Annotated in this window: 19 protein-coding genes; 15 read left to right on the top strand and 4 right to left on the bottom strand. The window is 63.7% G+C overall.

Annotation, left to right across the window (positions count from 1 at the left end):
- Nucleotides 1-83: 83 nt before the first annotated feature.
- On the bottom strand, nucleotides 84-1,478 hold the full coding sequence (locus AC07OJ_RS22615) for a sensor histidine kinase (RefSeq protein ID WP_065906264.1): 1,395 nt from the start codon (nucleotides 1,476-1,478) through the stop codon (nucleotides 84-86).
- Nucleotides 1,456-2,139: a response regulator transcription factor gene (locus tag AC07OJ_RS22610; RefSeq protein WP_003219726.1), complete on the bottom strand. Its 684-nt coding sequence runs from the start codon at nucleotides 2,137-2,139 to the stop codon at nucleotides 1,456-1,458. Before AC07OJ_RS22610 ends, AC07OJ_RS22615 begins: the two co-directional genes overlap by 23 nt.
- 437 nt (nucleotides 2,140-2,576) lie before the next feature.
- Here AC07OJ_RS22610 and AC07OJ_RS22605 point away from each other — a divergent pair, with 437 nt between their 5' ends.
- Nucleotides 2,577-3,482 carry a hypothetical protein gene (locus AC07OJ_RS22605; RefSeq protein WP_065906266.1) on the top strand — a complete coding sequence of 302 codons (906 nt, stop codon included), beginning with the start codon at nucleotides 2,577-2,579 and terminating at the stop codon, nucleotides 3,480-3,482.
- A gap of 153 nt (nucleotides 3,483-3,635) precedes the next feature.
- Here the strand turns inward: AC07OJ_RS22605 and AC07OJ_RS22600 are convergent, their stop codons facing one another.
- A complete protein-coding gene (locus tag AC07OJ_RS22600; protein WP_495095236.1) occupies nucleotides 3,636-4,865 on the bottom strand; it encodes a multidrug effflux MFS transporter in 1,230 nt (409 codons plus the stop codon).
- A 92-nt stretch (nucleotides 4,866-4,957) separates the two neighbouring features.
- On the opposite strand from AC07OJ_RS22600, the gene pdxR reads away from it, so the two are divergent.
- The 5 genes from pdxR (at nucleotide 4,958) to AC07OJ_RS22575 (ending at nucleotide 12,384) form a co-directional block, all read left to right on the top strand.
- Nucleotides 4,958-6,379: a MocR-like pyridoxine biosynthesis transcription factor PdxR gene (gene pdxR, locus AC07OJ_RS22595; RefSeq protein WP_495095235.1), complete on the top strand. Its 1,422-nt coding sequence runs from the start codon at nucleotides 4,958-4,960 to the stop codon at nucleotides 6,377-6,379.
- 26 nt (nucleotides 6,380-6,405) lie between these two features.
- Nucleotides 6,406-6,744, top strand: a complete 339-nt coding sequence (locus tag AC07OJ_RS22590) for a hypothetical protein (protein ID WP_495095234.1) — start codon at nucleotides 6,406-6,408, stop codon at nucleotides 6,742-6,744.
- Nucleotides 6,745-6,840: 96 nt separating this feature from the next.
- The gene (locus AC07OJ_RS22585) at nucleotides 6,841-8,070 is read left to right on the top strand and encodes a TolC family protein (protein ID WP_495095233.1); all 1,230 of its coding nucleotides are present in this window, start codon (nucleotides 6,841-6,843) and stop codon (nucleotides 8,068-8,070) included.
- Complete coding sequence (locus tag AC07OJ_RS22580) at nucleotides 8,063-9,277, top strand: efflux RND transporter periplasmic adaptor subunit (protein WP_495095232.1); 1,215 nt, start codon at nucleotides 8,063-8,065, stop codon at nucleotides 9,275-9,277. Before AC07OJ_RS22585 ends, AC07OJ_RS22580 begins: the two co-directional genes overlap by 8 nt.
- The gene (locus AC07OJ_RS22575; protein ID WP_495095231.1) at nucleotides 9,274-12,384 is read left to right on the top strand and encodes an efflux RND transporter permease subunit; all 3,111 of its coding nucleotides are present in this window, start codon (nucleotides 9,274-9,276) and stop codon (nucleotides 12,382-12,384) included. The genes AC07OJ_RS22580 and AC07OJ_RS22575 overlap by 4 nt, the downstream gene beginning before the upstream one ends.
- A gap of 56 nt (nucleotides 12,385-12,440) precedes the next feature.
- Here the strand turns inward: AC07OJ_RS22575 and AC07OJ_RS22570 are convergent, their stop codons facing one another.
- Nucleotides 12,441-13,349: a MurR/RpiR family transcriptional regulator gene (locus tag AC07OJ_RS22570; RefSeq protein ID WP_065906283.1), complete on the bottom strand. Its 909-nt coding sequence runs from the start codon at nucleotides 13,347-13,349 to the stop codon at nucleotides 12,441-12,443.
- A 284-nt stretch (nucleotides 13,350-13,633) separates the two neighbouring features.
- Here AC07OJ_RS22570 and AC07OJ_RS22565 point away from each other — a divergent pair, with 284 nt between their 5' ends.
- From AC07OJ_RS22565 to AC07OJ_RS22525, 9 genes are all read left to right on the top strand, one after another.
- Nucleotides 13,634-15,571, top strand: coding sequence for a bifunctional 5-dehydro-2-deoxygluconokinase/5-dehydro-2-deoxyphosphogluconate aldolase (locus tag AC07OJ_RS22565; RefSeq protein ID WP_495095230.1), 1,938 nt, complete (start codon nucleotides 13,634-13,636; stop codon nucleotides 15,569-15,571).
- 161 nt (nucleotides 15,572-15,732) lie between these two features.
- The gene (gene iolE / locus AC07OJ_RS22560; protein WP_120448327.1) at nucleotides 15,733-16,626 is read left to right on the top strand and encodes a myo-inosose-2 dehydratase; all 894 of its coding nucleotides are present in this window, start codon (nucleotides 15,733-15,735) and stop codon (nucleotides 16,624-16,626) included.
- Nucleotides 16,623-17,411, top strand: a complete 789-nt coding sequence (iolB, locus tag AC07OJ_RS22555) for a 5-deoxy-glucuronate isomerase (RefSeq protein ID WP_065906288.1) — start codon at nucleotides 16,623-16,625, stop codon at nucleotides 17,409-17,411. The genes iolE and iolB overlap by 4 nt, the downstream gene beginning before the upstream one ends.
- A gap of 25 nt (nucleotides 17,412-17,436) precedes the next feature.
- A complete protein-coding gene (locus AC07OJ_RS22550; protein ID WP_495095229.1) occupies nucleotides 17,437-18,258 on the top strand; it encodes a TIM barrel protein in 822 nt (273 codons plus the stop codon).
- Between the two features lie 149 nt (nucleotides 18,259-18,407).
- Nucleotides 18,408-20,339, top strand: a complete 1,932-nt coding sequence (gene iolD / locus AC07OJ_RS22545) for a 3D-(3,5/4)-trihydroxycyclohexane-1,2-dione acylhydrolase (decyclizing) (RefSeq protein ID WP_213550752.1) — start codon at nucleotides 18,408-18,410, stop codon at nucleotides 20,337-20,339.
- Nucleotides 20,340-20,358: 19 nt separating this feature from the next.
- The gene (iolG, locus tag AC07OJ_RS22540; RefSeq protein ID WP_495095228.1) at nucleotides 20,359-21,369 is read left to right on the top strand and encodes a bifunctional inositol 2-dehydrogenase/D-chiro-inositol 1-dehydrogenase; all 1,011 of its coding nucleotides are present in this window, start codon (nucleotides 20,359-20,361) and stop codon (nucleotides 21,367-21,369) included.
- Between the two features lie 136 nt (nucleotides 21,370-21,505).
- Nucleotides 21,506-22,534 carry a Gfo/Idh/MocA family protein gene (locus AC07OJ_RS22535; protein ID WP_065906303.1) on the top strand — a complete coding sequence of 343 codons (1,029 nt, stop codon included), beginning with the start codon at nucleotides 21,506-21,508 and terminating at the stop codon, nucleotides 22,532-22,534.
- A gap of 128 nt (nucleotides 22,535-22,662) precedes the next feature.
- Entirely contained in the window at nucleotides 22,663-22,842 is a 180-nt protein-coding gene (locus tag AC07OJ_RS22530) for a hypothetical protein (RefSeq protein WP_083221446.1), read from the top strand.
- 48 nt (nucleotides 22,843-22,890) lie between these two features.
- Nucleotides 22,891-23,820 carry a sugar ABC transporter substrate-binding protein gene (locus AC07OJ_RS22525; protein WP_065906304.1) on the top strand — a complete coding sequence of 310 codons (930 nt, stop codon included), beginning with the start codon at nucleotides 22,891-22,893 and terminating at the stop codon, nucleotides 23,818-23,820.
- The last annotated feature ends 45 nt before the right edge of the window (nucleotides 23,821-23,865 follow it).

The following is a 23,865-nucleotide window of genomic DNA, read 5'->3' as shown; positions in this document are numbered from 1 at the left end:
TGGATCAGTCGATACTGTTGGTGACTGACAGACCGCTTTCGCGAGCAAGCCCGCTCCCACATTTTATTGACCCGGGGGAGTACTCAGGCTTCCGGCATCAGTTGCTGGCGGCATTCGAGAATCAGGCGGGCGCCGCCTTGCTCGCTGCTGCCGACTTCGAGCTTGAACCCGTGCAGGTTGATGATCGCCGCCACAATCGACAAGCCCAAGCCGAACCCGCCTTGCTGGTCGCCTTCATCCACGCGGTAGAAGCGCTGGAACACCGCATCACGTTCGGCGGCCGGGATGCCCGGGCCGGAGTCGTGGACTTCGATGCGCGTGCTGCCGGCATCGTTGAGACCCCGCAGGATCACCTCGCCACCCGGTGGGGAAAACTTAATCGAGTTGCTCAGCAGGTTGGCCAACGCTTCGAACAACAGTGCGCGGTCGCCGGTGATCCACGGCAAGGACTCGGGGACTTCAAGGCGCAGCTGCAATTCGCCTTCTTCCGCCAGGGGCAGGTAGAAGTCATGCAGTTCGCGCAGCAGTGGCAGCGGGTCCATCACCAGGAAGCCTGAGCGGCGCTGGTGGTCCTCCAATTCCGAGATCCGCAGCAGCCCGCGAAAGCGTGCCATCAGGGTGTCAGTCTCGGTAATCGCATCGTCGAGTTTTACCGCGTAGTGCGAGTCGGCCTCCGCTTCCTGGCGGATGCGGTAGAGCTGCGCCCGCAGGCGGGTCAGCGGCGTGCGCAAGTCGTGGGCGATGTTGTCGCACACGCCCTTGACCTCGTTCATCAGCTTCTCGATGCGGTCGAGCATGGCGTTGACGATGGCTGCGAGCATGTCCAGCTCATCACGACGGTTGGACAGCGGCAGGCGGTGAGTGAGGTCGCCGGCGACGATGGCTTCGGCGCTGGCCTGGATCCCACGGATCCGGCGCAACGGGCGGCGGCGCAGCAAATGCCAGCCAGCGGCGCCGGGAATGATCGTCAGCGACAGCGCCCACAACAGCGCGTGCCAGATGATTCGCGTCACGCCAAACAACGAGCCGTTGGCCCGCACCAGCACCAGCCAGCGGCCGTCGTCGGTGTGGGTGGCCACGGCGTCGCAGCTGTCCTTGGGCAGTTTGGGGTCGTCGGAATCGACGCAGTTGGCCAGCGCGTGGATCTTGCCGTCCAGCGGCAAGTCGGGCGGAATCGCGCGGATCGGCCCGCTCAAGGGGCGAAACTGCTCGTCGAACAGGCCGTAGGCGTCCACGCCCTTCATGTCGAAGGTCATGCTGGTGGTCAGGGCTTCCACCAGTTCCTCGCCGTCGAAACGCTGGAACAAATGTTGGCGCTGCATCAGCGAATGGCGCGACAGATCACCCAGGTAACCCGACACTTCGTAGTACAGCACCCCCATGAGGATGCAGCTCCAGGCGACGAACAACGAGCTGTACAGCGCCAGCAGGCGGCTGCTGGAGGAGCGCCAGCCCTTAGAGGGGTTCAGCAATGACATAACCGGAACCTCGTACCGTACGGATCAGCGGCGTGAGGCCCGGTGGATCGATTTTCTTGCGCAGGCGACCGATGTGCACGTCGATCAAGTTGGTGCCCGGGTCGAAGTGATACCCCCAGACTTCCTCGAAGATCATCATCCGCGACAGGATCTGCCCGGTGTTGCGCATCAGGAATTCGAGCAGTTTGTATTCGGTCGGCAGCAGGCTCAGCGGCTGTTCGGCCCGGCTGGCTTCACGGCTGATCAGATTGAGTTCCAGGTCGGCCACGCGCAGGGCGGTCTCGAACTCCTTGACCGTGCTTTTACGCCGCAGCAGCACTTCGACGCGGGCGGCCATTTCATCCGAGGCGAAGGGCTTGGTCAGGTAGTCATCGCCGCCGGCGCGCAGGCCGCGCACGCGCTCGTCGACGTCGGAGAGGGCGCTGATCATCAGGATCGGCGTGGACACGCCGATGGTGCGCAGGGTGGTGACGATGGCCAGGCCATCGAGTTCGGGCAGCATGCGGTCGAGGGTGATCAGATCGTAATCACCGCTCACGGCACGGACCAGGCCTTCGCGGCCGTTGTCCACCCAATCTACGTCCAGTCCATGGCTACTCAGCTCGGCGACGATCTCGCGGGCCGTTACGGCGTCATCCTCGATGGTCAAAATACGGGTCATGGGATTACCTTTCACACAGGAAAACCGCAATCGCCGGCAAGCCGGCTCCTACAGAAGTGGGAGCATTTTGCCAATAAATGGCTGAACGCTTCCTAAATAAAACGTCATGTTGGCAAAACTGACAAAAATTTCATCACTTGGCACGCGATCCCGCTGGCGCCGTCTTGCTGGCGATAGGGGTGTGTCCGCCAGTGCTGTTGGCGCCGGGAATCGCGCTATCGCCAGCACGCCGGCGCCTACAGGTGAGTGTTCAGCCTGGGATTGCATAACGCCCGCCTTGTTCGGTCATTTCTTGCAAGTTGCATGGTTCAAATTAGTTCAATTTAGTTAACTTATTGAAATATAAGGATTTTAAATTTTGGAGCGACTGGCACGCTGCCTGCACTGTCCCTTTTGAGAGTTGTAACACTATTTTTCCTGCCGGGAGCAAAACAACAATGATCACATCCTCATCCACGCTGCAAGAGTCGAGCGCGCTCTCCGGGGTTTCCTGGGGGGCGATTTTTGCCGGGGCCGCAGCCGCGGCTGCACTGTCCCTGATTCTGGTACTGCTGGGTTTCGGCCTGGGCTTTTCGGCGGTGTCGCCGTGGGCCGATAGCGGCATCAGCGCCAAGGGGCTTGGCATTTCCACCATTATCTGGCTGGCGTTTACCCAGATCGTCGCGTCCGGCCTGGGCGGTTACATTGCCGGCCGGTTGCGCGTGAAATGGGCCAATATGCACGGCGATGAGGTGTACTTTCGCGACACCGCCCATGGCTTCCTGGCCTGGGCCGTGGCCACGTTGATTACCGCGACCCTGGTGGTCGGCTCGGTCAGCAGCGTGGTCAGCGGTGGCGTGCAAGCGGGTGCTAGTGTGGCGTCCGGTGCTGCCAGCGGTGTCACCCAGGCCGCCGGCAGTGCGGCCAAAGGTGCCAACGGCCAGGACTTCGGCTACTACGTCGACAGCCTGTTCCGTGACGACCGCCCAGCCGCCGTCAGTGATGACGCGGTCCACGGCGTGGTTGCGCGCATCTTTGCCCGCACCCTGAGCAACGACGGCCAACTGGCCCCTGAAGACCGTGCCTACCTGGCCCAGTTGATCAGCCAGCGCACCAACCTCAGCCAGGCTGACGCCGAGGCGCGCATCGACAAGGTCTACGGTGACGCCCGTAAAGCCCTCGAAGACGCCAAGCTCAAAGCCAAGCAAGCTGCTGACACCGCCGCCAAAGTCGCTGCCTGGACGTCGCTGTGGATGTTCGTGGCCCTGCTGATCGGTGCGTTTTTCGCCAGCTTCGCTGCAACCTTCGGCGGTCGTCGCCGGGATGCGGTGGTGTATGTCGAAACTGAACACTTCGTTCGTTAATTCAAGGAGAACAACATGCGCTCATTACTGCTTTGGTTCCTCGGTGTGCCTATTCCGGTGATCATCCTGATCGCGATCTTTATGCACTGATTGCCGTCTTAATCGGTAAATACGTGGGAGCGGGCTTGTTGGCGAATGCGCGGTATCAGTGACTTATGAGTTGACTGACACAACGTTTTCGCCGGCAAGCCCGCTCCCACGTTTGTTTGTGCGCAGGGCCAGCCAACTGGTCAGCAGCAAGCCGCTCGCCAGCGCGGTCATGATGACCAGGGGCCGCGAGGTGCCGTTGGACAGCAGGCCGGTAACCCAGCTGCTCAGCGCCGTCAGGAACATCTGGGTAAAGAAGAACAGGCCTGACGCCGTCCCGGCGATTGCGCCGTAGGGCTGCAGCACCGACAGCTGGCACGCCGGAATCACCATCCCCACCGACACCATGATCACCACCATCGGCAGCACAATCGCCAGCCATTGCTGCGGCAACGCCAGGGTGGCGAGTGCGAGCAGCAGGCTACCCAGCACATTCAGGCCAATCGCCGCGTTGATCAGGCGATCCGGTTCGAATCGCTGCACCAGCCGACGGAACAGGTTGGCTCCGAGCATGTAGCCGCTGATGGTGGCGGCGAACACCAGCGCATAGGCGGTCGCCGTCAGGTGAAAACCACGCTGCAGCAGCGCCGACGACTCGCTGATGAAGGGGAAATAGGTGCTGTACACGCAGCCGATCGCCAGGGAATAGCGCAGGAAGTAGCGATGGCGCAGCAGTTGGGCATAAATCCGCAGCAGGTTGCTCGGCGGCGCGGCGACCACCTCCGGCGGGCGGGTTTCGGGCAGGCGACGATACACCAACAGGTACAGCACCGCGCCGATGAGGCCGAGCAGCACGAATAGCCCGCGCCAATTCACCAGCGGCAACAGCAGGCTGCCCAGCACCGGCGCGGCCATCGGCGAGACGGCCATGGCCATGGAGATCAGGCCCAGCAGCCGCGCCTGTTCATGGCGGTCGAAGTAGTCGCGCACGATCACCCGGCCAATGACCGTGGTGCAGCACCCGCCCAGGGCCTGGAACAACCGGGCAATGATCAGCACGCCGAGGCTGTCGGCCAGCGCACACGCGACGGTGGCGACCACGTACGTGAACAAGCCCGCCAGCAACACCGGGCGGCGGCCGAAGCGATCCGTCAGCGGACCGCTGACCAGCAGGGAAATCGCCGAGCCAAGGGTGTACAGGGTGAGGATCAGCTGCAACTGGCTGTCGCGGGTGTGGAAATAGTCGGCCATGGCGGGCAGGGCCGGCAGGTGCATGTCGAGGGTGATGCGGGGCAGGCCGATCAGTACGGTGAGCAGCACCAGCCAGAACCAGGAGGAGAGGGCGCGTTGGGTCATGGCATGCTTCTTTGCAATGAGTAGAGCCCGAACTCTAGCGGCTTTGTGGTTTAATCCTGTGGGCCATTTATGCCTGGAAAGAGTGGACCACTATGAGCCGAGGAAAAGCTGCTTCCGCCCTGGACCTGCCCCGTCCCGATGGCCTCGATGCGAGCAAGCAACAAGGTGCCTACGCGGCGTTGCGGGGGGCGATCCTCAATCGGCAGTTGCCGGCAGGCAGTCGCTTGCCGTCCACGCGCAGCCTGGCGGAGCGCTGGCAGGTGTCGCGTGGCACCCTGGAAGCGGCATTCGAGCGCCTGCACAGCGAAGGCTATGTGCAGCGGGTGGCTGGCTCCGGCACGCGGGTCTGCGCGGTGATCCCCGAACAATTCATGGCCGCGCCGACGGTGACGCAGGCGCCGCGTCGCGCCGTGGTGCCGGATCAGCCGGACGCTGGCGTGCAGAGCCACGTGCCTTTTGTCGCGCGGCGACCGGACGCGAGCCTGTTCGATCTGAAAACCTGGGCCCGCTGTATTTCCCGTGGGCTGCTGTCTGTGGGCCCTGGCGTGCTTGAAGCCGCGCACCCTGCGGGCCTGCCGCAGCTGCGCGCGCAGATCGCCGATTACCTGCGCAGCTACCGTGGCCTGCAGTGCGAGGCCGACGAGGTGATCGTCACCACCGGCATTCGCCATGCGCTCGACCTGATCGCCCGCACGCTGCTCAAGGCCGGCGACACCGCCTGTGTCGAGGATCCTGGCTACCCGCCGGCGCGCCGCCTGTTCAGCCTGGCAGGTGCGCATATCCACGCGGTGCCGGTGAACGCCGAAGGCCTCGACACCGACCAACTCCCCGACACGGCGCGCCTGGCCTATGTGACCCCGGCGCACCAGGCCCCGCTGGGCATGACCCTGTCGGTGTCGCGCCGCCTGGCGCTGCTGGACTGGGCCGCCCGTGCCGAGGCGTGGGTGGTCGAAGACGATTACGACAGCGAGTACAACTACAACGCCGCGCCGCTGGCCGCGCTCAAGTCCCTGGACTCCAGCGACCGGGTGATCTACTGCGGCAGCTTCAACAAGAACCTGTTCCCCGGCCTGCGCGTGGGCTTCATGGTGGTGCCCAAGGCGCTGCGTCCAGCGCTGCTGCGCACGCTGCAACTCACCGGGCATTCGGTGGGGGCGGGTGATCAGTCGGGGTTGGTGGAGTTCCTCGGCAGCGGCGCGTTCGTGCGCCACCTGCGGGCGTCGCGCCAGGCTTACCAGGCGCGGCGCGATGCGCTGTTGGAATGCCTGGGCGGGCAGTTCAGGGTCAGCGGCCAGCAGGCGGGCCTGCACTTTGTACTGTGGTTGCCGGCGGGGGTCGAAGAGCCAGACTTCTGCACCCGTGCCGCCGCTGTCGGCCTGACCTTGCAGCCCCTGGGCACGTTCTGCCGGGACGCGCGCCTGCCGCCGGCGGTGATCATCGGCTACACCGCGTTGACCCTCGCGCAGATCCGCTTCCATGGCCGCACGTTGGCGAAATTGTTAATGGCGGCTTAACGCCCGCTTGGCTAGACTCGCGCCCCATGAACCGCCTTCTGCGTTTGATCCTGGTCCTGCTGTTAAGCCTCACGCTTCCCCTGACCGGGATGGCGGGCGTGCCGTCGAGCACCGAGCCTTGCCCGATGAAGATGGCGGACATGCCGATGATGACCGACATGACCCCGGACTGCTGCCAGGACGGCGTGGATCATGGCAAGGCCTGCAAGCCCGGCCAGGAATGCAAGACCGGCGGCCTGTTGCAACTGTCGGTGCCGCTGCTCAAGGCGCCTGTGACCCTGGCGTCGGCGCAGCTTTTCAGCACCACCTCGGACTTTATCCCCGACCGCACGCCGTCCGGCGTCTGGCGCCCACCCCGCTACTGATTCCTGTTGCACCTGAAGTCTCATCCCGCCTTCGGGATGGCCTTGCTGTGCGCCGCATAACCCGGCGCGCAGTGGAACAGAACAGGAATCTTCAGCATGAATTCCCTCTACATGCGCGCCCTGGCGGTGGGCGTGCTGGCGTGGCCGCTGTTGGCGTCCGCGCTGACCCTGGATGACGCCCTGCGCCTGGCGCAAACCACCGCGCCGTCGCTCGCGGCCGAGTCGGCCAAGCTGCAGGCGGCGACGCAGGCGGCGATTCCGGCCGGTGAATTGCCCGACCCGAAACTCGTCGTAGGCCTGCAAAACTTCCCCATCGGCGGGCCCGATCGCGGCACGTTGTATGGCGATGACATGACCGAGCAAATGGTCGGTATCCAGCAACAGGTGCCCAGCCGTGACAAGCGCAAGGCGCGGGTCGAACTGGCCGACGCGACCGTGGCGCGCACGGCGGCCGAAGGGCGCGTCGAGCGCCTCAATGTGCGCCAGGCCACTGCCCAGGCGTGGATTCGCGCCTATGCGGTGGAGCGCAAGGACGCCTTGTTCCAGGACTTCTACCAACAGAATCGCCTGCTGCACGACAGCGTCCGTGCCCAGTTGGCCGGTGGCCGTGGCCAGCCCTCGGATGCAGTCATCCCGCGCCAGGAGGCGGCTGAACTGGCCGAGCGCGAGGACGCGTTGACCGAACAGCGCGCCCAGGCCCGCGCCGCCCTCAAACGCTGGATCGGTGCAGCGGCGAGCGAAGCCCCCAGCGGGCAATGGCCGAATTGGCCACTCGCCCATCCCTACAACCTGCACCAGCACCCCGAACTGCAAGCCTTTGCGCCGCGCACCCGCGAGGCCGAGGCACGGCTGCGCGAAGCCAAGGCGCAAAAGACCTCGGACTGGAGTTGGGAAGTGGATTACCAGCATCGCGGTCGCGAGTACGGCGACATGGTCAGCCTGCAATTGAGCTTCGACTTGCCGATTTTCCCCGGCCGCCGGCAAAACCCCGGGATTGCCGCCCGGCAGGCCGAGCTGGACCAACTGGATGCCGAACGCGAAGCCGCCACCCGCGAACACACCCAGGTGCTCGACGACGACCTGGCCACCTATCAGCGCCTCGACCGCGCCGTGCAGCGTAGCCAGGACAGCCTGGTGCCGCTGGCCGAGGAGAAGGTGGCCTTGAGCCTGGCCGGCTATCGCGCCGGCAAGACCGAGTTGATGGCGCTGGTCAGTGCCCGTCGCGAACTGGTCGACGCGCGTTTCAAGCAGATTGATGTCATCGAACAGCGTGCCCTGGTGGGTGCGCAGTTGTATTTTGCCTATGGGGAACCCGCCAATGATTAATCGATTGCTCGCTGTGGTGCTGCTGGCCGCAGGCGTGGGGGCGGGCTATTGGCTGGCGCAGAAACCTGCCGCCGCCCAGCCGGATAAAGCCGCGCTGTACTGGTACGATCCGATGTACCCGCAGCAGAAATTCGACAAGCCCGGCAAGTCGCCCTTCATGGACATGCAACTGGTGCCGCGCTATGCCGAGAGCACCGCCGACAACCATGCCGTGCAGATCGATCCGCAGGTGGCACAGAACCTCGGTGTGCGCCTGGCGACGGTGAGCCGGGGCGTGCTCACGCCGACGCTGGAGCTGTCCGCCATCCTCGCGTTCAACGAGCGTGACGTGGCCGTAGTGCAGGCGCGCGCGGCGGGTTTTGTCGAGCGCGTTTACGCCCGTGCGCCGGGTGATGTACTCCAGGCCGGCGCGCCGTTGGCGGATCTGCTGATCCCCGAGTGGGCGGCTGCCCAGGAGGAGTTCCTGGCCGTGCGCCGCAGCGGTGATGCCAGCTGGTTGGCCGCTGCGCGCCAGCGCCTGCGCCTGAGCGGCATGCCCGCCGACGTGATCACGCGCATGGAACGCAGCGGCCGGGTGCAATCGGTGTTGACCATCACCAGCCCGTTGGCCGGTGCGTTGCAGACCCTGGACGTGCGCGAGGGCATGACGGTCGCGGCCGGGCAGACCCTGGCACGCATCAGCGGCGTGGACCCGGTCTGGCTGCAAGTCGCGGTGCCGCAGGCCCAGGCGGCGGGAGTGGCGGTGGGACAGACCGTGCAGAGTCGATTTGTCGGGTGGCCCGGCAAGACCTTCAACGGCAGCGTCAGCGCGATCCTGCCAGCCACCGCCGCAGACAGCCGTACCGTGCAGGTGCGCGTCGAGCTGCGCAACCCCGACGGTGCCTTGCGCCCAGGCATGACCGCGCAGGTGCGCCTGGCGCAATCTTCCACACAACCGGTGTTGCGCGTGCCGAGCGAGGCGCTGATCCGCACCGGCAAGCGCGTGTTGGTGATGCTGGCCGAGGAGGGCGGGCACTATCGACCGGTCGAGGTCGAGGTCGGCACAGAAAGCCAGGACCAGAGCGTCATCATCAGCGGGTTGCAGGAAGGCCAGCAGGTGGTCGCTTCCGGTCAATTCCTGCTGGATTCCGAGGCCAGCTTGCGCGGGATAAGTACCCCCTCGTCCGGCCCTTCTGACATGAGCCTGCAACCGGGGAGCCAGCCATGATCGCGCGGTTGATTCGCTGGTCGGTGGCCAACCGTTTCCTGGTCCTGCTCGCCACGCTGTTTGTCACCGCGTGGGGCCTGTGGGCGGTGCAGAACACGCCGGTGGATGCACTGCCGGACCTCTCGGATGTGCAGGTGATCATCCGCACGCCGTACCCGGGCCAGGCTCCGCAGATCGTCGAAAACCAGGTCACCTACCCGATGACCACGACGATGCTTTCGGTGCCGGGTGCGAGGACCGTGCGCGGCTTTTCGTTTTTCGGCGACAGCTACGTGTATGTGTTGTTTGACGAAGGCACCGACCTGTACTGGGCGCGTTCGCGGGTGCTGGAATACCTCAGCCAATTGCAGGCACGCTTGCCGGCGTCGGCCAAGCCCGCGTTGGGCCCGGACGCCACCGGCGTGGGGTGGATCTACCAGTACGCGCTGGTGGATCGCAGCGGTCGGCACGACCTGGCACAACTGCGCGCGCTGCAGGACTGGTTCCTCAAGTTCGAACTCAAGACCCTGCCCAATGTGGCGGAAGTCGCGACCATCGGCGGCCAGGTCAAGCAGTACCAGGTGCAGCTCGATCCGTTGGCCCTGGCCAATCGCGGCATCACCCAGGCACAGGTCACGGAGGCGATCGGCAAGGCCAACCAGGAAACCGGCGGTTCGGTGCTGAACATGGGCGAGTCCGAATACATGGTGCGCGCCTCCGGCTACCTGAAAAGCCTGGCGGACTTTCGCGCGATTGCGTTGCGCCTGGGCACCGACAACGTACCGGTGACCCTCGGCGACGTGGCGAGCATTCAACTCGGCCCGGACCTGCGCCGCGGCGTCAGTGAACTGGACGGCGAGGGCGAAGCGGTGGGCGGCGTGGTGATCCTGCGCAGCGGCAAGAATGCTCGCGAAGCCATCGCCGCCGTCAAGACCAAGCTGGAGCAACTGAAAAGCAGCCTGCCGCCCGGCGTGGAGATCGTCACCACGTACGACCGCAGCAAACTGATCGACCGCGCCGTGGACAACCTCAGCCACAAGCTGCTGGAGGAGTTCCTGGTGGTGGCGCTGGTGTGCGGGATATTCCTCTGGCACCTGCGCTCGTCGCTGGTGGCGATCATCTCGCTGCCGGTGGGTGTATTGATCGCTTTTATCGTCATGCAGGTGCAGGGAATCAACGCCAACATCATGTCCCTGGGCGGCATTGCGATTGCCATTGGTGCGATGGTGGATGCGGCGGTGGTGATGATCGAGAACGCCCACAAGAAGATCGAGGCCTGGCACCACGCCCATCCCGGACGGGTGCTCAAGGGCGAGGAGCATTGGCAGGTCATGACCGAGGCCGCCGTGGAGGTCGGGCCGGCGCTGTTTTTCTGCCTGCTGATCATCACGTTGTCGTTTATCCCGGTGTTCACCCTGCAAGCCCAGGAAGGTCGCCTGTTCGGCCCGCTGGCCTACACCAAGACCTACGCCATGGCGGCGGCGGCCGGGTTGTCGGTGACCTTGATCCCGGTGCTGATGGGCTACTGGATCCGCGGGCGCATTCCCGATGAACAGCGCAACCCGCTCAATCGCGGGCTGATCAAGCTCTACCAACCGGCCCTCGATGCAGTGCTGCACCGGCCGCGCCTGACCCTGCTGGTGGCTTTGCTGGTGGTGGCCAGTGCGTTGTGGCCGCTGTCGAGGCTTGGCGGCGAATTCCTGCCACCGCTGGATGAAGGCGACCTGCTCTACATGCCCTCGGCCTTGCCGGGGTTGTCGACGCAAACCGCTGGCGAGCTGCTGCAACGCACCGACCGCCTGATCAAGAGTGTGCCCGAGGTCGCCCATGTGTTCGGCAAGGCCGGACGTGCCGAAACCGCCACCGACCCGGCACCCCTGGAGATGTTCGAGACCACCATCGAGTTCAAGCCCAGGGATCAATGGCGCCCCGGCATGACCCCGGACGCACTGGTCAAGGAGCTGGACCGCGTGGTGCAGGTGCCGGGGCTGACCAATATCTGGATTGCACCGATCCGCAACCGCATCGACATGCTCGCCACCGGGGTCAAAAGCCCGATTGGCGTCAAGGTCGCGGGCACCAGCCTGATGCAGATCGATGCGGTGACCCAGGCGGTGGAGAAGGTCGCCAAAACGCTGCCCGGCGTCAGTTCGGCACTGGCTGAGCGCTTGACCGGCGGGCGTTATATCGACGTGGACATCGACCGCGTGGCCGCTGCGCAATATGGGCTGAATATTGCGGATGTGCAGGCGATCGTGTCCGGCGCGGTGGGTGGCGAGACCATCGGCGAAACCGTGGAAGGCCTGGCGCGCTTCCCGATCAGCCTGCGCTATCCGAAGGCATGGCGTGACTCGCTGGAGGCGCTGCGCAACCTACCGATCTACACGCCGTTGGGCAGCCAGATCACGCTCGGCACTGTCGCGCAGGTCAAGGTGAACGATGGCCCGCCGATGCTCAAGAGCGAGAACGCGCGGCCTTCGGGCTGGGTCTACATCGACGTGCGTGACCGCGACCTGGCGTCGGTGGTCAAGGACCTGCGTGCGGCAATCGACCAGCAGGTGCAACTGCAGCCGGGGATGAGCCTGAGCTACTCGGGGCAGTTCGAATTCCTCGAGCGCGCCAACCAACGCCTGAAACTGGTGGTGCCGGCCACGCTGCTGATCATCTTCGTGTTGCTGTACCTGACGTTCCGGCGGATCGACGAGGCGCTCCTGATCATCGCCACCTTGCCCTTCGCGCTGACCGGCGGCGTGTGGTTGCTGTATGCGCTGGGCTACAACCTCTCGGTGGCTACCGGGGTCGGGTTTATCGCGCTGGCGGGGGTGTCGGCGGAGTTCGGCGTGATCATGCTGCTGTACCTGAAAAACGCCTGGGCCGAGCGCCAGGACCATGACCTGCTGGCCGCGATCACCGAAGGCGCGGTCATGCGCGTGCGCCCCAAGGCCATGACTGTGGCGGTCATCATCGCCGGGCTATTGCCGATTCTGCTCGGCGGCGGCACCGGCAGCGAAGTCATGAGCCGCATCGCCGCGCCGATGATCGGCGGCATGCTCACTGCGCCGTTGCTCTCGCTGTTTGTCATTCCTGCGGCGTACCGCCTGATGCGCCGCTCCCAGGCCCGGCGCTGAACCCAACTGTGGGAGCTGGCAAGCCAGCTCCCACAGGGGAACGTCAGTGTCGCCACTCAGTCATCAAACCCGACCTGCTCGTGGATCTCATCCACCTTCAATTCCAACCGGTACGCCACCGCAATAAACAAGGCCTGGCACAGGCACAAGGTGGCGCTCAACGAGCGGAACGCAAACGACGACCCCTCATTCACCAACAGTACCGCGTTCGCTCGCTTGGCCAGCGGCGACAGGTTGCTGTCGGTGATGATCAGGGTCTTGGCCTGGTGATGCTGGGCAATGCGCAGGCAGTGCTGGGTCTCTTTGCCGTAGGGCGTGAAGCTGATCGCAATCACCAGGTCATTGGCGCGCACGCTGCGCATCTGCTCGCGGTAACTGCCGCCCAGCCCGGAGATCAAGTGGATGCGCTTGTTGGTGTGCTGCAGGTTGTAGACCAGGTAGTCGGCGACCGCAAAGGAGCGGCGCACGCCAACCACGTAGATATTGTCGGCGTTGACCACCAGGTCCACGGCTTTCTCGAAGGCCGTGTCATCCAGCTCCAGACCCAGGCGCTCGATGCCCGACAGCGTGGCATTCACGCATTCACGCGCCAGGTCGCCGCCGCTGGCCTTCTGCGACTTGTTGGCGATCATGCTGCGGATGCGCTGCTGGTAGTTCTGTACCGGCGTGGTCTTGTGGGTGTAGGCCTCGCGAAACAGCGCCTGCATCTCACTGAATCCGCTGAAGCCGAAACGCTGGGAAAACCGCACGATGGCCGACGGATGCACTTCGCATTCACGGGCGATATCACTGATGCGGTCGACCATGATCCGGTCGCTCTGCTGGCTCATGTAGCTGGCGATGCGCTTGAGCTGGCGCGGCAGGCTTTCGTATTCGTCGGTGATCAGCTGCAACAGGCGTTCGGCATTGATCGGAGGGCTGGCGATGGTTCCTTCCAGGGTGGTCTCGGGATCGGTGCGGGACATGGGCAATCCTTCTGGCGTGTTCTTCTGATGCGCTGATGGGTGGCGCAAGTCTACAGGGTAGGCGCAAAAAAATACCCCGGCATCACGGCCCCGCTGGCCTGCTGAAACGATGCACGGGGGCTGGCGTGCCCCTATGCTGGCGTATTGGAAAAAATATTCCACTAAAAATAATTATGGAATAAATATTGATTGCGGCCGCCGGACGTTCTAGTCTGCTCCCACCAAGAGCGTTTGCCGTCGCCACGGCGGCACAACGCAGGCTGATAAAAATAACAGGAGCCAGCATGGGCCAGACTCGTTTTGCCAGTGGGCGTCAATTGGATCTGATATGCCTCGGGCGCCTGGGCGTCGACCTCTATGCACAGCAAGTCGGTGCACGGCTTGAGGACGTGTCCAGCTTTGCCAAATACCTCGGCGGTTCCTCCGCCAACATCGCCTTCGGCACTGCCAGGCTTGGGCTCAAGTCAGCGATGCTGAGCCGGGTCGGGGACGACCACATGGGCCGCTTCCTGGTGGAATCCCTGGCCCGCGAGGGCTGCGATGTCAGCGGCATCAAGGTCGACCCGGAGCGCCTCACCGCCCTGGTGCTGCTCGGCCTCAAGGACCGCGAAACCTTCCCCCTGGTGTTCTACCGCGAAAATTGCGCCGACATGGCGTTGCGTGCCGAAGACATCGACGAAGCCTTTATCGCCTCCAGCAAGGCCCTGCTGATTACCGGCACGCATTTCTCCACCGACGGCGTCTACAAGGCCAGCATCCAGGCTCTCGACTACGCGGCCAAGCACAACGTCAAGCGCGTGCTGGATATCGACTACCGCCCGGTGCTGTGGGGCCTGGCGGGCAAGGCCGATGGCGAGACCCGGTTTGTCGCCGACCAGAATGTCAGCCAGCACGTGCAGAAAATCCTGCCGCGTTTTGACCTGATCGTCGGCACCGAAGAAGAATTCCTCATCGCCGGCGGCAGTGAAGACCTGCTCACGGCATTGCGAACCGTACGTGAATTGACCCCGGCGACCCTGGTGGTCAAGCTCGGTCCGCAGGGGTGCACGGTGATCCACGGCGCCATCCCCGCGCGCCTGGAGGACGGTGAGATTTACCCCGGCGTGCGCGTTGAAGTGCTCAACGTGCTCGGCGCCGGCGATGCCTTTATGTCCGGCTTCCTCAGCGGTTGGCTGAAGGATGCCAGCGATGAACGCTGCAGCCAGTTGGCCAATGCCTGCGGTGGCCTGGTGGTGTCCCGGCACGCCTGCGCCCCGGCAATGCCGACCCCGGCGGAGCTGGAATACCTGTTCAACAGCCCGGTGCCGATTACCCGCCCGGACCAGGACGTGACCCTGCAACGCCTGCACCGTGTCAGCGTGCCGCGCAAGACCTGGAAGCAACTGTTCGTGTTTGCCTTCGACCACCGCTGGCAACTGGTGGACCTGGCGCAACGCGGTGGCCAGGACCCGAGCCGGATCAGTGACATCAAGCAGCTGTTTATCCAGGCCATTGAACGCGTGGAACACAAGCTTGCCGAGCAAGGTATCGAGGCCGATGTGGGCCTGCTGGCCGACCAGCGCTTCGGCCAGGACGCGCTCAACGCCGCCAGCGGCCGGGGCTGGTGGATCGCACGCCCGGTGGAAGTGCAGAACTCGCGCCCGCTGGCGTTCGAGCACGGCCGTTCGGTCGGCAGCAACCTGATCGCCTGGCCGCAGGAACAGATCATCAAGTGCCTGGTGCAATTCCACCCCGACGACGAGCCGCTGCTGCGCCTGGAACAGGAGGCGCAACTCAAGGCGGTGTACGAGGCCTCGCTGGTCAGCGGGCATGAACTGCTGCTGGAAGTCATCCCGCCCAAGGATCACCCGTCCACGTACCCGGATGTGCTCTACCGCAGCCTCAAGCGTTTGTACAACCTGGGGATCTACCCGGCGTGGTGGAAGATCGAGGCGCAGTCGGCCGCGACCTGGAAAAAGCTCGACGAACTGATCCAGGAGCGCGACCCGTACTGCCGTGGTGTGGTGCTGCTGGGCCTGAACGCTTCGGCCGAGTTTCTCGCCGATGGCTTCCAGCAAGCCAGCCACAGCACCACCTGCCGGGGTTTCGCCGTGGGTCGCACGATCTTCCAGGAGCCAAGCCGCGCGTGGATGGCGGGGGAGATCGACGATGAAACGCTGATCCAACAAGTGCAGGCCACCTTCGAACAACTGATCAACGCCTGGCGCAGTGCCAGGGGCTGAACCCAGCCGCCCATTTGAAATGCAGTCCAATGTGGGAGCTGGCTGGCCTGCGAAGGCATCACCTCGGTGTATTTGAAGGCCCGAGTTGCCTGTATCGCCGGCAAGCCAGCTCCCACATTAAGCAGATCTCAGTGATACCTGAAAATAATAAAGGTGCAGCCATGCCCGCAATCCGAATTGGCATCAACCCGATCTCCTGGAGTAACGACGACCTACCGGCCCTGGGCGGAGAAACGCCCCTGAGCACCGCCTTGAGCGAAGGCAAGGACATCGGCTACGAAGGTTTTGAACTCAACGGCAAATTCCCCAAGGATGCCAAGGGCGTCGGCGATGTGCTGCGCCCCTACGACCTGGCGCTGGTCTCCGGCTGGTACTCCAGCCGCCTGGCCCGCCGCTCGGTGGCCGAGGAAATCGAAGCCATCGCCGGGCATGTCGAGTTGCTCAAACTCAACGGCGCCAAGGTGCTGGTGTACGGTGAAGTCGCCGACTCGATCCAGGGCTCACGCATTCGCCTGATCGAACGCCCGCGTTTTCACAGCGAGCAGGCCTGGCAGGACTATGCCGACAAACTCACCGAGCTGGCACGCTTTACCCTGTCCCAGGGCGTGCGCCTGGCCTACCACCATCATATGGGCGCCTACGTCGAGTCCCCGGAAGACATCGACCAATTGATGCAACGCACCGGCCCGGAAGTCGGCCTATTGTTCGATTCGGGTCACTGCTACATGGGCGGCGGCGAACCCCTCGAGGTGCTGCGCAAGCACATCGACCGCGTCTGCCACGTGCACTTCAAGGATGTGCGCAAACCGGTGGTGCAACTGGCGCGCAACCAGATGTGGAGCTTCCCCGACTGCATCGTCAACGGCACCTTCACCGTGCCGGGCGACGGTGATATCGACTTCGCGCCATTGCTCGATGAGCTGCTGGCCGCGAAGTACGAGGGCTGGCTGGTGGTGGAGGCCGAGCAGGACCCGGCCGTGGCGCCCAGCTATATCTATGCGAAAAAGGGTTACGACACCTTGCGCGCACTTCTGAGCGAGAGGACTGCACCATGAGCTTGCTGGTCAAAAGCAGTAAACGCGGACAAACCATGGTTGCCCTGGAAGAGGGCCGCCTGGAGTACGTGGGCTTTGCCGCCTACCGCCTGAGCCTGGGCGAAACCCTGCCGGTCACCGCCGGCGACCAGGAGTTGTGCCTGGTGCTGCTCAGCGGGCGGGTGAACATTGAAGGCGAGGGCTTCAGCTGGCAGAACCTCGGCGATCGCCAGTCGGTGTTCGAAGACAAGTCCCCGTTCGCCGCCTACCTGCCGCCGGGCACCGACGCCCAGGTCACCGCCTTGAGCGATGTGCAGATCGCGGTGTGCGCCGCGCCGGGTGCCAGCGGCTACACCCCGCGCCTGATCCGGCCTGAAGACTGCAAGCGCAGCGTGCGCGGCAAGGCTGCCAATACTCGCTATGTGTGCGACATCCTGCCGGACAGCGAGCCGGCCCATTCGCTGCTGGTGGTGGAAGTGCGCACGCCATCCGGGCACTCGTCGAGCTACCCGCCGCACAAGCACGACACCGACGACCTGCCGCACCAGAGCTTCCTGGAAGAAACCTACTACCACCAGATCAACCCGCCCCAGGGCTTTGTGTTCCAGCGCGTCTACACCGACGATCGCAGCATCGACCAGGCCATGGCCGTGGAAAACAGCGACCTGGTGGTGGTGCCCAAGGGGTATCACCCGGTCAGCGTGCCGTACGGCTATGAATCCTATTACCTGAACGTGATGGCCGGCCCCAAGCGCGCCTGGCATTTCCATAACGACCCGCAGCACAGCTGGCTGCTGGATCTCTAATCGGTTTGAGCGGAGAACAACAATAATGAAGTCGCCTCTACGTTTTGCCCTGAATCGCATGGTTGCGCCCAACCTGTCCCTGCCGGATTTCATCCAGTTGGCGGCGTCCCTCAAATGCGATGCCATCGAGATCCGCAACGACCTCAAGGGCCGCGACATCGAATACGGCACCCCGGCCAGTCGCGTGCGTGAACTCTGCGCGGTGCAGGGCATCACCGTGCTGTCGATCAACGCGCTGTACCCCTTTGATGTCTGGAACGACGAGCGCCGCGCCCAGGCGATCACGCTCGCCACCTATGCCCGCGAATGCGGCGCCCAGGGCCTGGTGATGTGTCCATTGAATGAGCGCGGCGATACCCGCAACGACGCCCAGCGCGCTGCCGGGTTGCGCACCGCATTGAGCGAACTGGCGCCGATCCTGCGTGAGTACGGCATCCTCGGTTTTATCGAGCCGCTGGGTTTTGAAGAGTGTGCGCTGCGCCGCAAACGCGTGGCGGTGGACGCGATCCAGTCCATCGGCGGGCTGGATGTATTCCGCCTGGTGCACGACACCTTTCACCATCACCTGGCGAGCGAGCAGGAATTCTTCCCGCAGTTGACCGGCCTGGTGCATATCTCCGGGGTGGAGGATGCCGAGGCCCCGCTGAATTCGATCCGTGACGGCCACCGCGTGCTGGTGGGCGAGGGCGACATCCTCGGCAATGCGGCGCAGATCGACACCTTGCTCAGCAGCGGTTACAGCGGCTACCTGTCGTTCGAACCGTTTGCCGAAAGCGTGCATGCATTGGCGGATATCCAGCAGGCGCTGGGCGCGAGCATCGCGCACTTGCAAGGCTCCCGGACCTGACGCCGACAGAACGGTGGGAGCGGGCTTGCTCGCGAACGCGGTGTATCAGTCAAGGATTGTGTATCTGACACACCGCATTCACGAGCAAGCCCGCTCCCCACATTGGATCACTGTTGATCGACAGATTTGCATTCACACAAGGTGCGAACATGAGTACAACACGATTGACCATGGCCCAGGCCCTGGTGAAGTTTCTGGATAACCAATACATCGAAGTCGATGGCGTACAGAGCAAGTTCGTGGCCGGCGTGTTCACGATTTTCGGCCACGGCAATGTGCTGGGCCTCGGCCAGGCGCTGGAGCAGGACAGCGGTGACCTGGTGGTGCACCAGGGCCGCAACGAGCAGGGCATGGCCCACGCCGCCATCGGGTTCGCCAAGCAGCACCTGCGTCGCAAGATCTACGCGTGCACCGCGTCCGTCGGGCCGGGCGCGGCAAACATGCTGACCGCCGCCGCGACCGCCACGGCCAACCGCATCCCGCTGCTGCTGTTGCCCGGCGATGTCTACGCCAGCCGCCAGCCCGACCCGGTGCTGCAACAGATCGAGCAATTCCACGATCTGAGCATCAGCACCAACGATGCCTTCCGTTCGGTGAGCAAATACTGGGACCGCATCAACCGCCCCGAGCAGCTGATGACCGCGGCGATCCACGCCATGCGCGTGCTCACCGACCCGGCGGAAACCGGCGCGGTAACCCTGGCCCTGCCGCAGGATGTGCAGGCTGAAGCCTGGGATTATCCGGATTATTTCCTGCAAAAACGCGTGCACCGTATCGACCGCCGTCCGGCGACCACGGCGATGATCGGCGATGCGCTGGCGGCTTTCCGGGGCAAACGCAAACCGCTGATCATCTGCGGTGGCGGGGTCAAGTATTCCGGCGCGAATGCCGCGCTGCAGGCGTTTGCCGAACGCTTTGACATTCCCTTCGCCGAAACCCAGGCCGGCAAGAGCGCGGTGGTCTCCAGCCATCCGCTGAACGTCGGCGGCATCGGTGAAACCGGCTGCCTGGCTGCCAACCTGCTGGCGCCCGAGGCGGACCTGATCATCGGCATCGGCACCCGTTACACCGACTTCACCACCTCGTCGAAGTCGCTGTTCAAGCATGCCGACGTGAAGTTTCTCAACCTCAATATCAGCCCCTGCGACGCGGTGAAGCTCGACGGCGTGCAAGTGCTGGCCGACGCCAAGGTCGGCCTCGAAGCCCTGGCCCAGGCCCTCGGTGATTACCGTTCCGGCTGGGGCGAGCAGGTGCGCGACGCCAAGGCCCAGCTGGACGCCGAAGTCGATCGTGTGCACCAGGTCGAATACCAGGGCGACGACTTCGTGCCCGAAGTGGATGACCACCTGGACCGCGCCGTGCTGCGCGAGTTTATCGAGCTGACCGGCTCATGCCTGACCCAGAGCCGCGTGCTCGGCGTGCTCAACCAGCACCTGGCCGACGACGCAATCATCGTCGCCGCCGCCGGCAGCCTGCCCGGTGACCTGCAGCGCGCCTGGCGCAGCAAGGGTGTGAACACCTATCACGTCGAATACGGCTACTCGTGCATGGGCTACGAGATCAACGCAGCCCTGGGGGTGAAACTGGCCGAGCCGAGCAAAGAGGTGTATGCGCTGGTCGGCGATGGTTCCTACATGATGCTGCACTCGGAGTTGGCCACCTCGATTCAGGAGCGGCGCAAGATCAATGTGGTGCTGCTCGACAACATGGCGTTCGGGTGCATCAACAACCTGCAGATCGGCAATGGCATGGACAGCTTCGGCACCGAATTCCGCTACCGCAACCCCGAGAGCGGCAAGCTCGATGGCGGCCTGGTGCCGGTGGATTTCGCCATGAGCGCGGCGGCCTATGGCTGCAAGACCTACAAGGTCAGCAGCGTCGAACAACTGGAAGCGGCCCTGGCCGATGCCCGCACGCAGAGTGTGTCGACACTGATCGATATCAAGGTCCTGCCCAAGACCATGGTTCACGGCTACCTGTCGTGGTGGCGCGTCGGCGTGGCGCAGGTGTCGACCAGCGAACGCACGAACGCGGCGGCGAAAAAACTCAATGAACACCTGGCGAAGGCCCGGCAGTACTAATAACAAGAGGAGTGTTTGCATGTCTTTGAAGCTTGGAGTGATCGGTACCGGCGCCATTGGCCGCGACCATATTCGCCGTTGCAGCCAGACCCTGCTCAATAGCCAGGTGGTGGCGGTGACCGACATCAACCTGGAGCAGGCCGCCAAGGTGGTCGCGGACCTGAAGCTTGCCGCCGAGGTGTATCCGGACGGCCTTGCGTTGATCAACTCGCCGCAGGTCGAGGCGGTGCTGGTGACCTCCTGGGGCCCGAGCCACGAAGCGTTTGTGCTCGCCGCCATCGCCGCCGGCAAGCCGGTGTTCTGCGAAAAACCGCTGGCGGTGACTGCCGAAGGCTGCCGCAAGATCGTCGATGCCGAAGTCGCCTACGGCAAACGCCTGGTGCAAGTCGGCTTCATGCGCCCGTATGACGAAGGCTACCGCGCCCTTAAAGCGGTGATCGACAGCGGCCAGATCGGCGAGCCGTTGATGCTGCATTGCGCGCACCGCAACCCGACGGTGGGCGAGAACTACAAGACCGACATGGCGATTACCGACACCTTGATCCATGAGCTGGATGTGTTGCGCTGGTTGCTCAACGACGACTACGTGTCGGTCCAAGTGGTGTTCCCACGCAAGACCAGCAAGGCCCTGGCCCACCTGCGCGACCCGCAGATCGTGTTGCTGGAAACCGCCAAGGGCACGCGCATCGACGTCGAAGTGTTTGTGAACTGCCAGTACGGCTACGACATCCAGTGCGAAGTGGTGGGGGAGACCGGTATCGCCAAATTGCCGGAGCCGTCCCAGGTGCAACTGCGCAGTGGCGCCAAGCTGTCGAATGCGATTCTGATGGATTGGAAGGACCGGTTTATCGGCGCGTATGACGTCGAGTTGCAGGCCTTTATCGACAGCGTGCGGGCGGGGCATGTCGGCGGGCCGTCGGCGTGGGATGGTTTTGCTGCCGCCGTGGCGGCGGATGCGTGTATCGAGGCCCAGGGCAGTGAGCAGATCGTCAAGGTCAGCCTGCCGGATCGCCCTGCGTTCTACGGCTAACACTCGGTCAATGTGGGAGGGGGCTTGCCCCCGATAGCGGTGGGTCAGATAACAACTGGTTGACTGACACTCCGCCATCGGGGGCAAGCCCCCTCCCACAGTTGATTGGGTTTGCACTTCAATCAAGGAGTTGATCATGCGAATCGGACTAGTCGGCTACGGCCATGGAGGGCGCTTCTTTCATGCGCCGCTGATTGCCACGCTGCCAGGCGCCACCTTTGTCGGCGTGGTGACGCGCTCACCCGAGCGCCGCCAGCAATTGAGCACTGACCATCCAGGTGTGAAGGCCTTCGACAGCATCGGCCAGATCGTCGAAGCCGGTGTCGACGCGCTGGTGATTTCCACCACCCTCAAAGGCCGCCCGGCGCTGGTGCTCGAAGCCATCGAGCACGGTGTCGCGGTAGTCAGCGACAAACCCTTTGCCAGCAATGCCGAACAGGCCCAGGCGCTGATCACCGCCGCCGAGCGCCAGGGCGTGCTGCTCAGCGTCTATCAGAACCGGCGTTGGGACTCGGACTACCTGACCTTGCGCAAGCTGATCGACGCCGGCGCCCTGGGCGCCATCACCCGCTTCGAGTCCCGCGTCGAACGCTACAGCCCGCAGGCAGTCGGCAACGCCAGCGGGGGCGGCTGGCTGCGTGACCTCGGCAGCCATCTGGTGGACCAGGCATTACAGTTGTTCGGCCCGGTGGACCGGGTCTTCGCGCAATTGCAGTTCAGCCCGGAATATCCCAGCCTCGACCACGGTTTCTTCGTGTCCCTGACCCATGCCAATGGCGTGGTTTCCCACCTGTGGGGCAACGCCCTGCAAAACAGCCAGGCCCCACGCTTTCGCGTCAGCGGGACGTTGGGCTGCTACACCGTCGAAGGCCTCGACGGCCAGGAAGAAGCGCTGATGGCGGGCAAATCGCCGAAGACCGAAGGCGAGCACTGGGGCGCCGAGGAGCATCGACGCTGGGGCTGGTTCGAGCAGGGTGAGGAACGCGAGCGCGTGCCCTCGGAGAAGGGCTGCTGGACGCAGTTCTATCGCCAGTTGCAAGCCGCCGTGCAAGGGCAGGGGCCATTGCCGGTGGATGCCTATGACGCGTTGGAAACCACCCGTATATTGGACGCTGCACGCCTGAGCGCCGAGCGCCAGCAGGTGGTTTCAACAAAAATAGAATAAAATTCTAAAACAGGTTGATATGGAAATTATTTTCCAATAAAGTCTTTTCCAGGTTGCATAAAGTACGTCTCGAACCCGCTTCGGACGACTCGACAAAAACAAGATCAAAAACAACCAGGTACCGTCAGATGAAAATCTTCAACGCTGTACTGCGAGTTTTACGCCCTGCCCACACGCCACGCGGCCTGCCCCGCGCCCGGCCGTTTTACTTCTCCTTCCTCAATGTGCTGTGCGTCGAGAACAAAGGCGCGCTGGTCTGCTGCATTCCGGGTGCACCGATCGTTCGATTGCCGTCATCCTCGCTCTGATAAACGCAACGTCCAAAAAACCAACAAGAAAGTGGAGACAGACCGTTCATGAAGACCCCGATCCGTTATACCGCGCTGGCCTTGTCCATGCTGCTCGCCAGTGGTTTCGCCAGCGCTGCCGATATCAAGGTGGGCGTGAGCATGTCGGCGTTCGATGACACCTTCCTGACGTACCTGCGCGAGGACATGGACAAGCAAGCCAAGTCCTACCCCAAGGGTGACGGCGTGCAGCTGCAATTCGAAGACGCCCGTGCCGACGTGGTCAAGCAATTGAGCCAGGTCGAGAACTTTATCAGCCAGAAAGTCGACGCGATCATCGTCAACCCGGTCGACACCGCCTCGACCGGCAACATCATCAAGGCCGCCACGGCGGCGAAAATCCCGCTGGTGTTCGTCAACCGCCGCCCTGACAGCCCAACGTTGGCCCCAGGTGTCGCGGCAGTGACCTCCGACGACGTCGAGGCCGGCAAGCTGCAGATGCAGTACATCGCGGAAAAACTCGGCGGCAAGGGCAATATTGTGATTCTGCTGGGTGACCTGGCGAACAACTCCACCACCAACCGTACCAAGGGCGTGAAGGAGGTCCTGACCAAGTACCCAGGCATCAAGGTCGAACAGGAGCAGACCGGGATCTGGCTGCGTGACAAGGGCATGACCCTGGTCAACGACTGGCTGACCCAGGGTCGCGACTTCCAGGCGGTGCTGTCGAACAACGATGAGATGGCGATCGGCGCCGCCATGGCCTTGAAGTCGGCAGGTAAGAAGGGCGTGTTGATCGCCGGTGTCGACGGCACGCCGGACGGTTTGAATGCGATCACCAAGGGTGACATGACCGTGTCGGCCTTCCAGGATGCCAAGGGCCAGGCGGACAAGTCGGTGGAGACGGCGCGCAAGATGGCCAGGAACGAGCCGATCGAGCAGAACGTGGTGATCCCGTTCCAGCTGATCACCCCGGACAACGTCAAAGACTTCAAGTAGCCCTGACATAACAACAATAAGCCGGCAGGGCGGCGTTGGCCGCCC

It is taken from the genome of Pseudomonas sp. GW821-FHT09C08 (genome assembly GCF_059418125.1).
Note: the sequence above shows the minus strand (reverse complement) of the source record. Positions and strands in the feature narration are given on the sequence as shown.

Excerpts from the sequence above, each read along its gene's own strand:
- AC07OJ_RS22610 (WP_003219726.1), bottom strand. The coding sequence starts at position 2,139 with ATGACCCGTATTTTGACCATCGAGGATGACGCCGTAACGGCCCGCGAG.
- pdxR (WP_495095235.1), top strand. The coding sequence starts at position 4,958 with ATGAGCCGAGGAAAAGCTGCTTCCGCCCTGGACCTGCCCCGTCCCGAT.
- AC07OJ_RS22550 (WP_495095229.1), top strand. The coding sequence starts at position 17,437 with ATGAAGTCGCCTCTACGTTTTGCCCTGAATCGCATGGTTGCGCCCAAC.
- AC07OJ_RS22525 (WP_065906304.1), top strand. The coding sequence starts at position 22,891 with ATGAAGACCCCGATCCGTTATACCGCGCTGGCCTTGTCCATGCTGCTC.
- AC07OJ_RS22535 (WP_065906303.1), top strand. The coding sequence starts at position 21,506 with ATGCGAATCGGACTAGTCGGCTACGGCCATGGAGGGCGCTTCTTTCAT.
- AC07OJ_RS22585 (WP_495095233.1), top strand. The coding sequence starts at position 6,841 with ATGAATTCCCTCTACATGCGCGCCCTGGCGGTGGGCGTGCTGGCGTGG.
- iolD (WP_213550752.1), top strand. The coding sequence starts at position 18,408 with ATGAGTACAACACGATTGACCATGGCCCAGGCCCTGGTGAAGTTTCTG.
- iolB (WP_065906288.1), top strand. The coding sequence starts at position 16,623 with ATGAGCTTGCTGGTCAAAAGCAGTAAACGCGGACAAACCATGGTTGCC.
- AC07OJ_RS22580 (WP_495095232.1), top strand. The coding sequence starts at position 8,063 with ATGATTAATCGATTGCTCGCTGTGGTGCTGCTGGCCGCAGGCGTGGGG.
- iolG (WP_495095228.1), top strand. The coding sequence starts at position 20,359 with ATGTCTTTGAAGCTTGGAGTGATCGGTACCGGCGCCATTGGCCGCGAC.
- iolE (WP_120448327.1), top strand. The coding sequence starts at position 15,733 with ATGCCCGCAATCCGAATTGGCATCAACCCGATCTCCTGGAGTAACGAC.
- AC07OJ_RS22615 (WP_065906264.1), bottom strand. The coding sequence starts at position 1,478 with ATGTCATTGCTGAACCCCTCTAAGGGCTGGCGCTCCTCCAGCAGCCGC.
- AC07OJ_RS22590 (WP_495095234.1), top strand. The coding sequence starts at position 6,406 with ATGAACCGCCTTCTGCGTTTGATCCTGGTCCTGCTGTTAAGCCTCACG.
- AC07OJ_RS22570 (WP_065906283.1), bottom strand. The coding sequence starts at position 13,349 with ATGTCCCGCACCGATCCCGAGACCACCCTGGAAGGAACCATCGCCAGC.
- AC07OJ_RS22530 (WP_083221446.1), top strand. The coding sequence starts at position 22,663 with ATGAAAATCTTCAACGCTGTACTGCGAGTTTTACGCCCTGCCCACACG.
- AC07OJ_RS22575 (WP_495095231.1), top strand. The coding sequence starts at position 9,274 with ATGATCGCGCGGTTGATTCGCTGGTCGGTGGCCAACCGTTTCCTGGTC.
- AC07OJ_RS22605 (WP_065906266.1), top strand. The coding sequence starts at position 2,577 with ATGATCACATCCTCATCCACGCTGCAAGAGTCGAGCGCGCTCTCCGGG.
- AC07OJ_RS22565 (WP_495095230.1), top strand. The coding sequence starts at position 13,634 with ATGGGCCAGACTCGTTTTGCCAGTGGGCGTCAATTGGATCTGATATGC.
- AC07OJ_RS22600 (WP_495095236.1), bottom strand. The coding sequence starts at position 4,865 with ATGACCCAACGCGCCCTCTCCTCCTGGTTCTGGCTGGTGCTGCTCACC.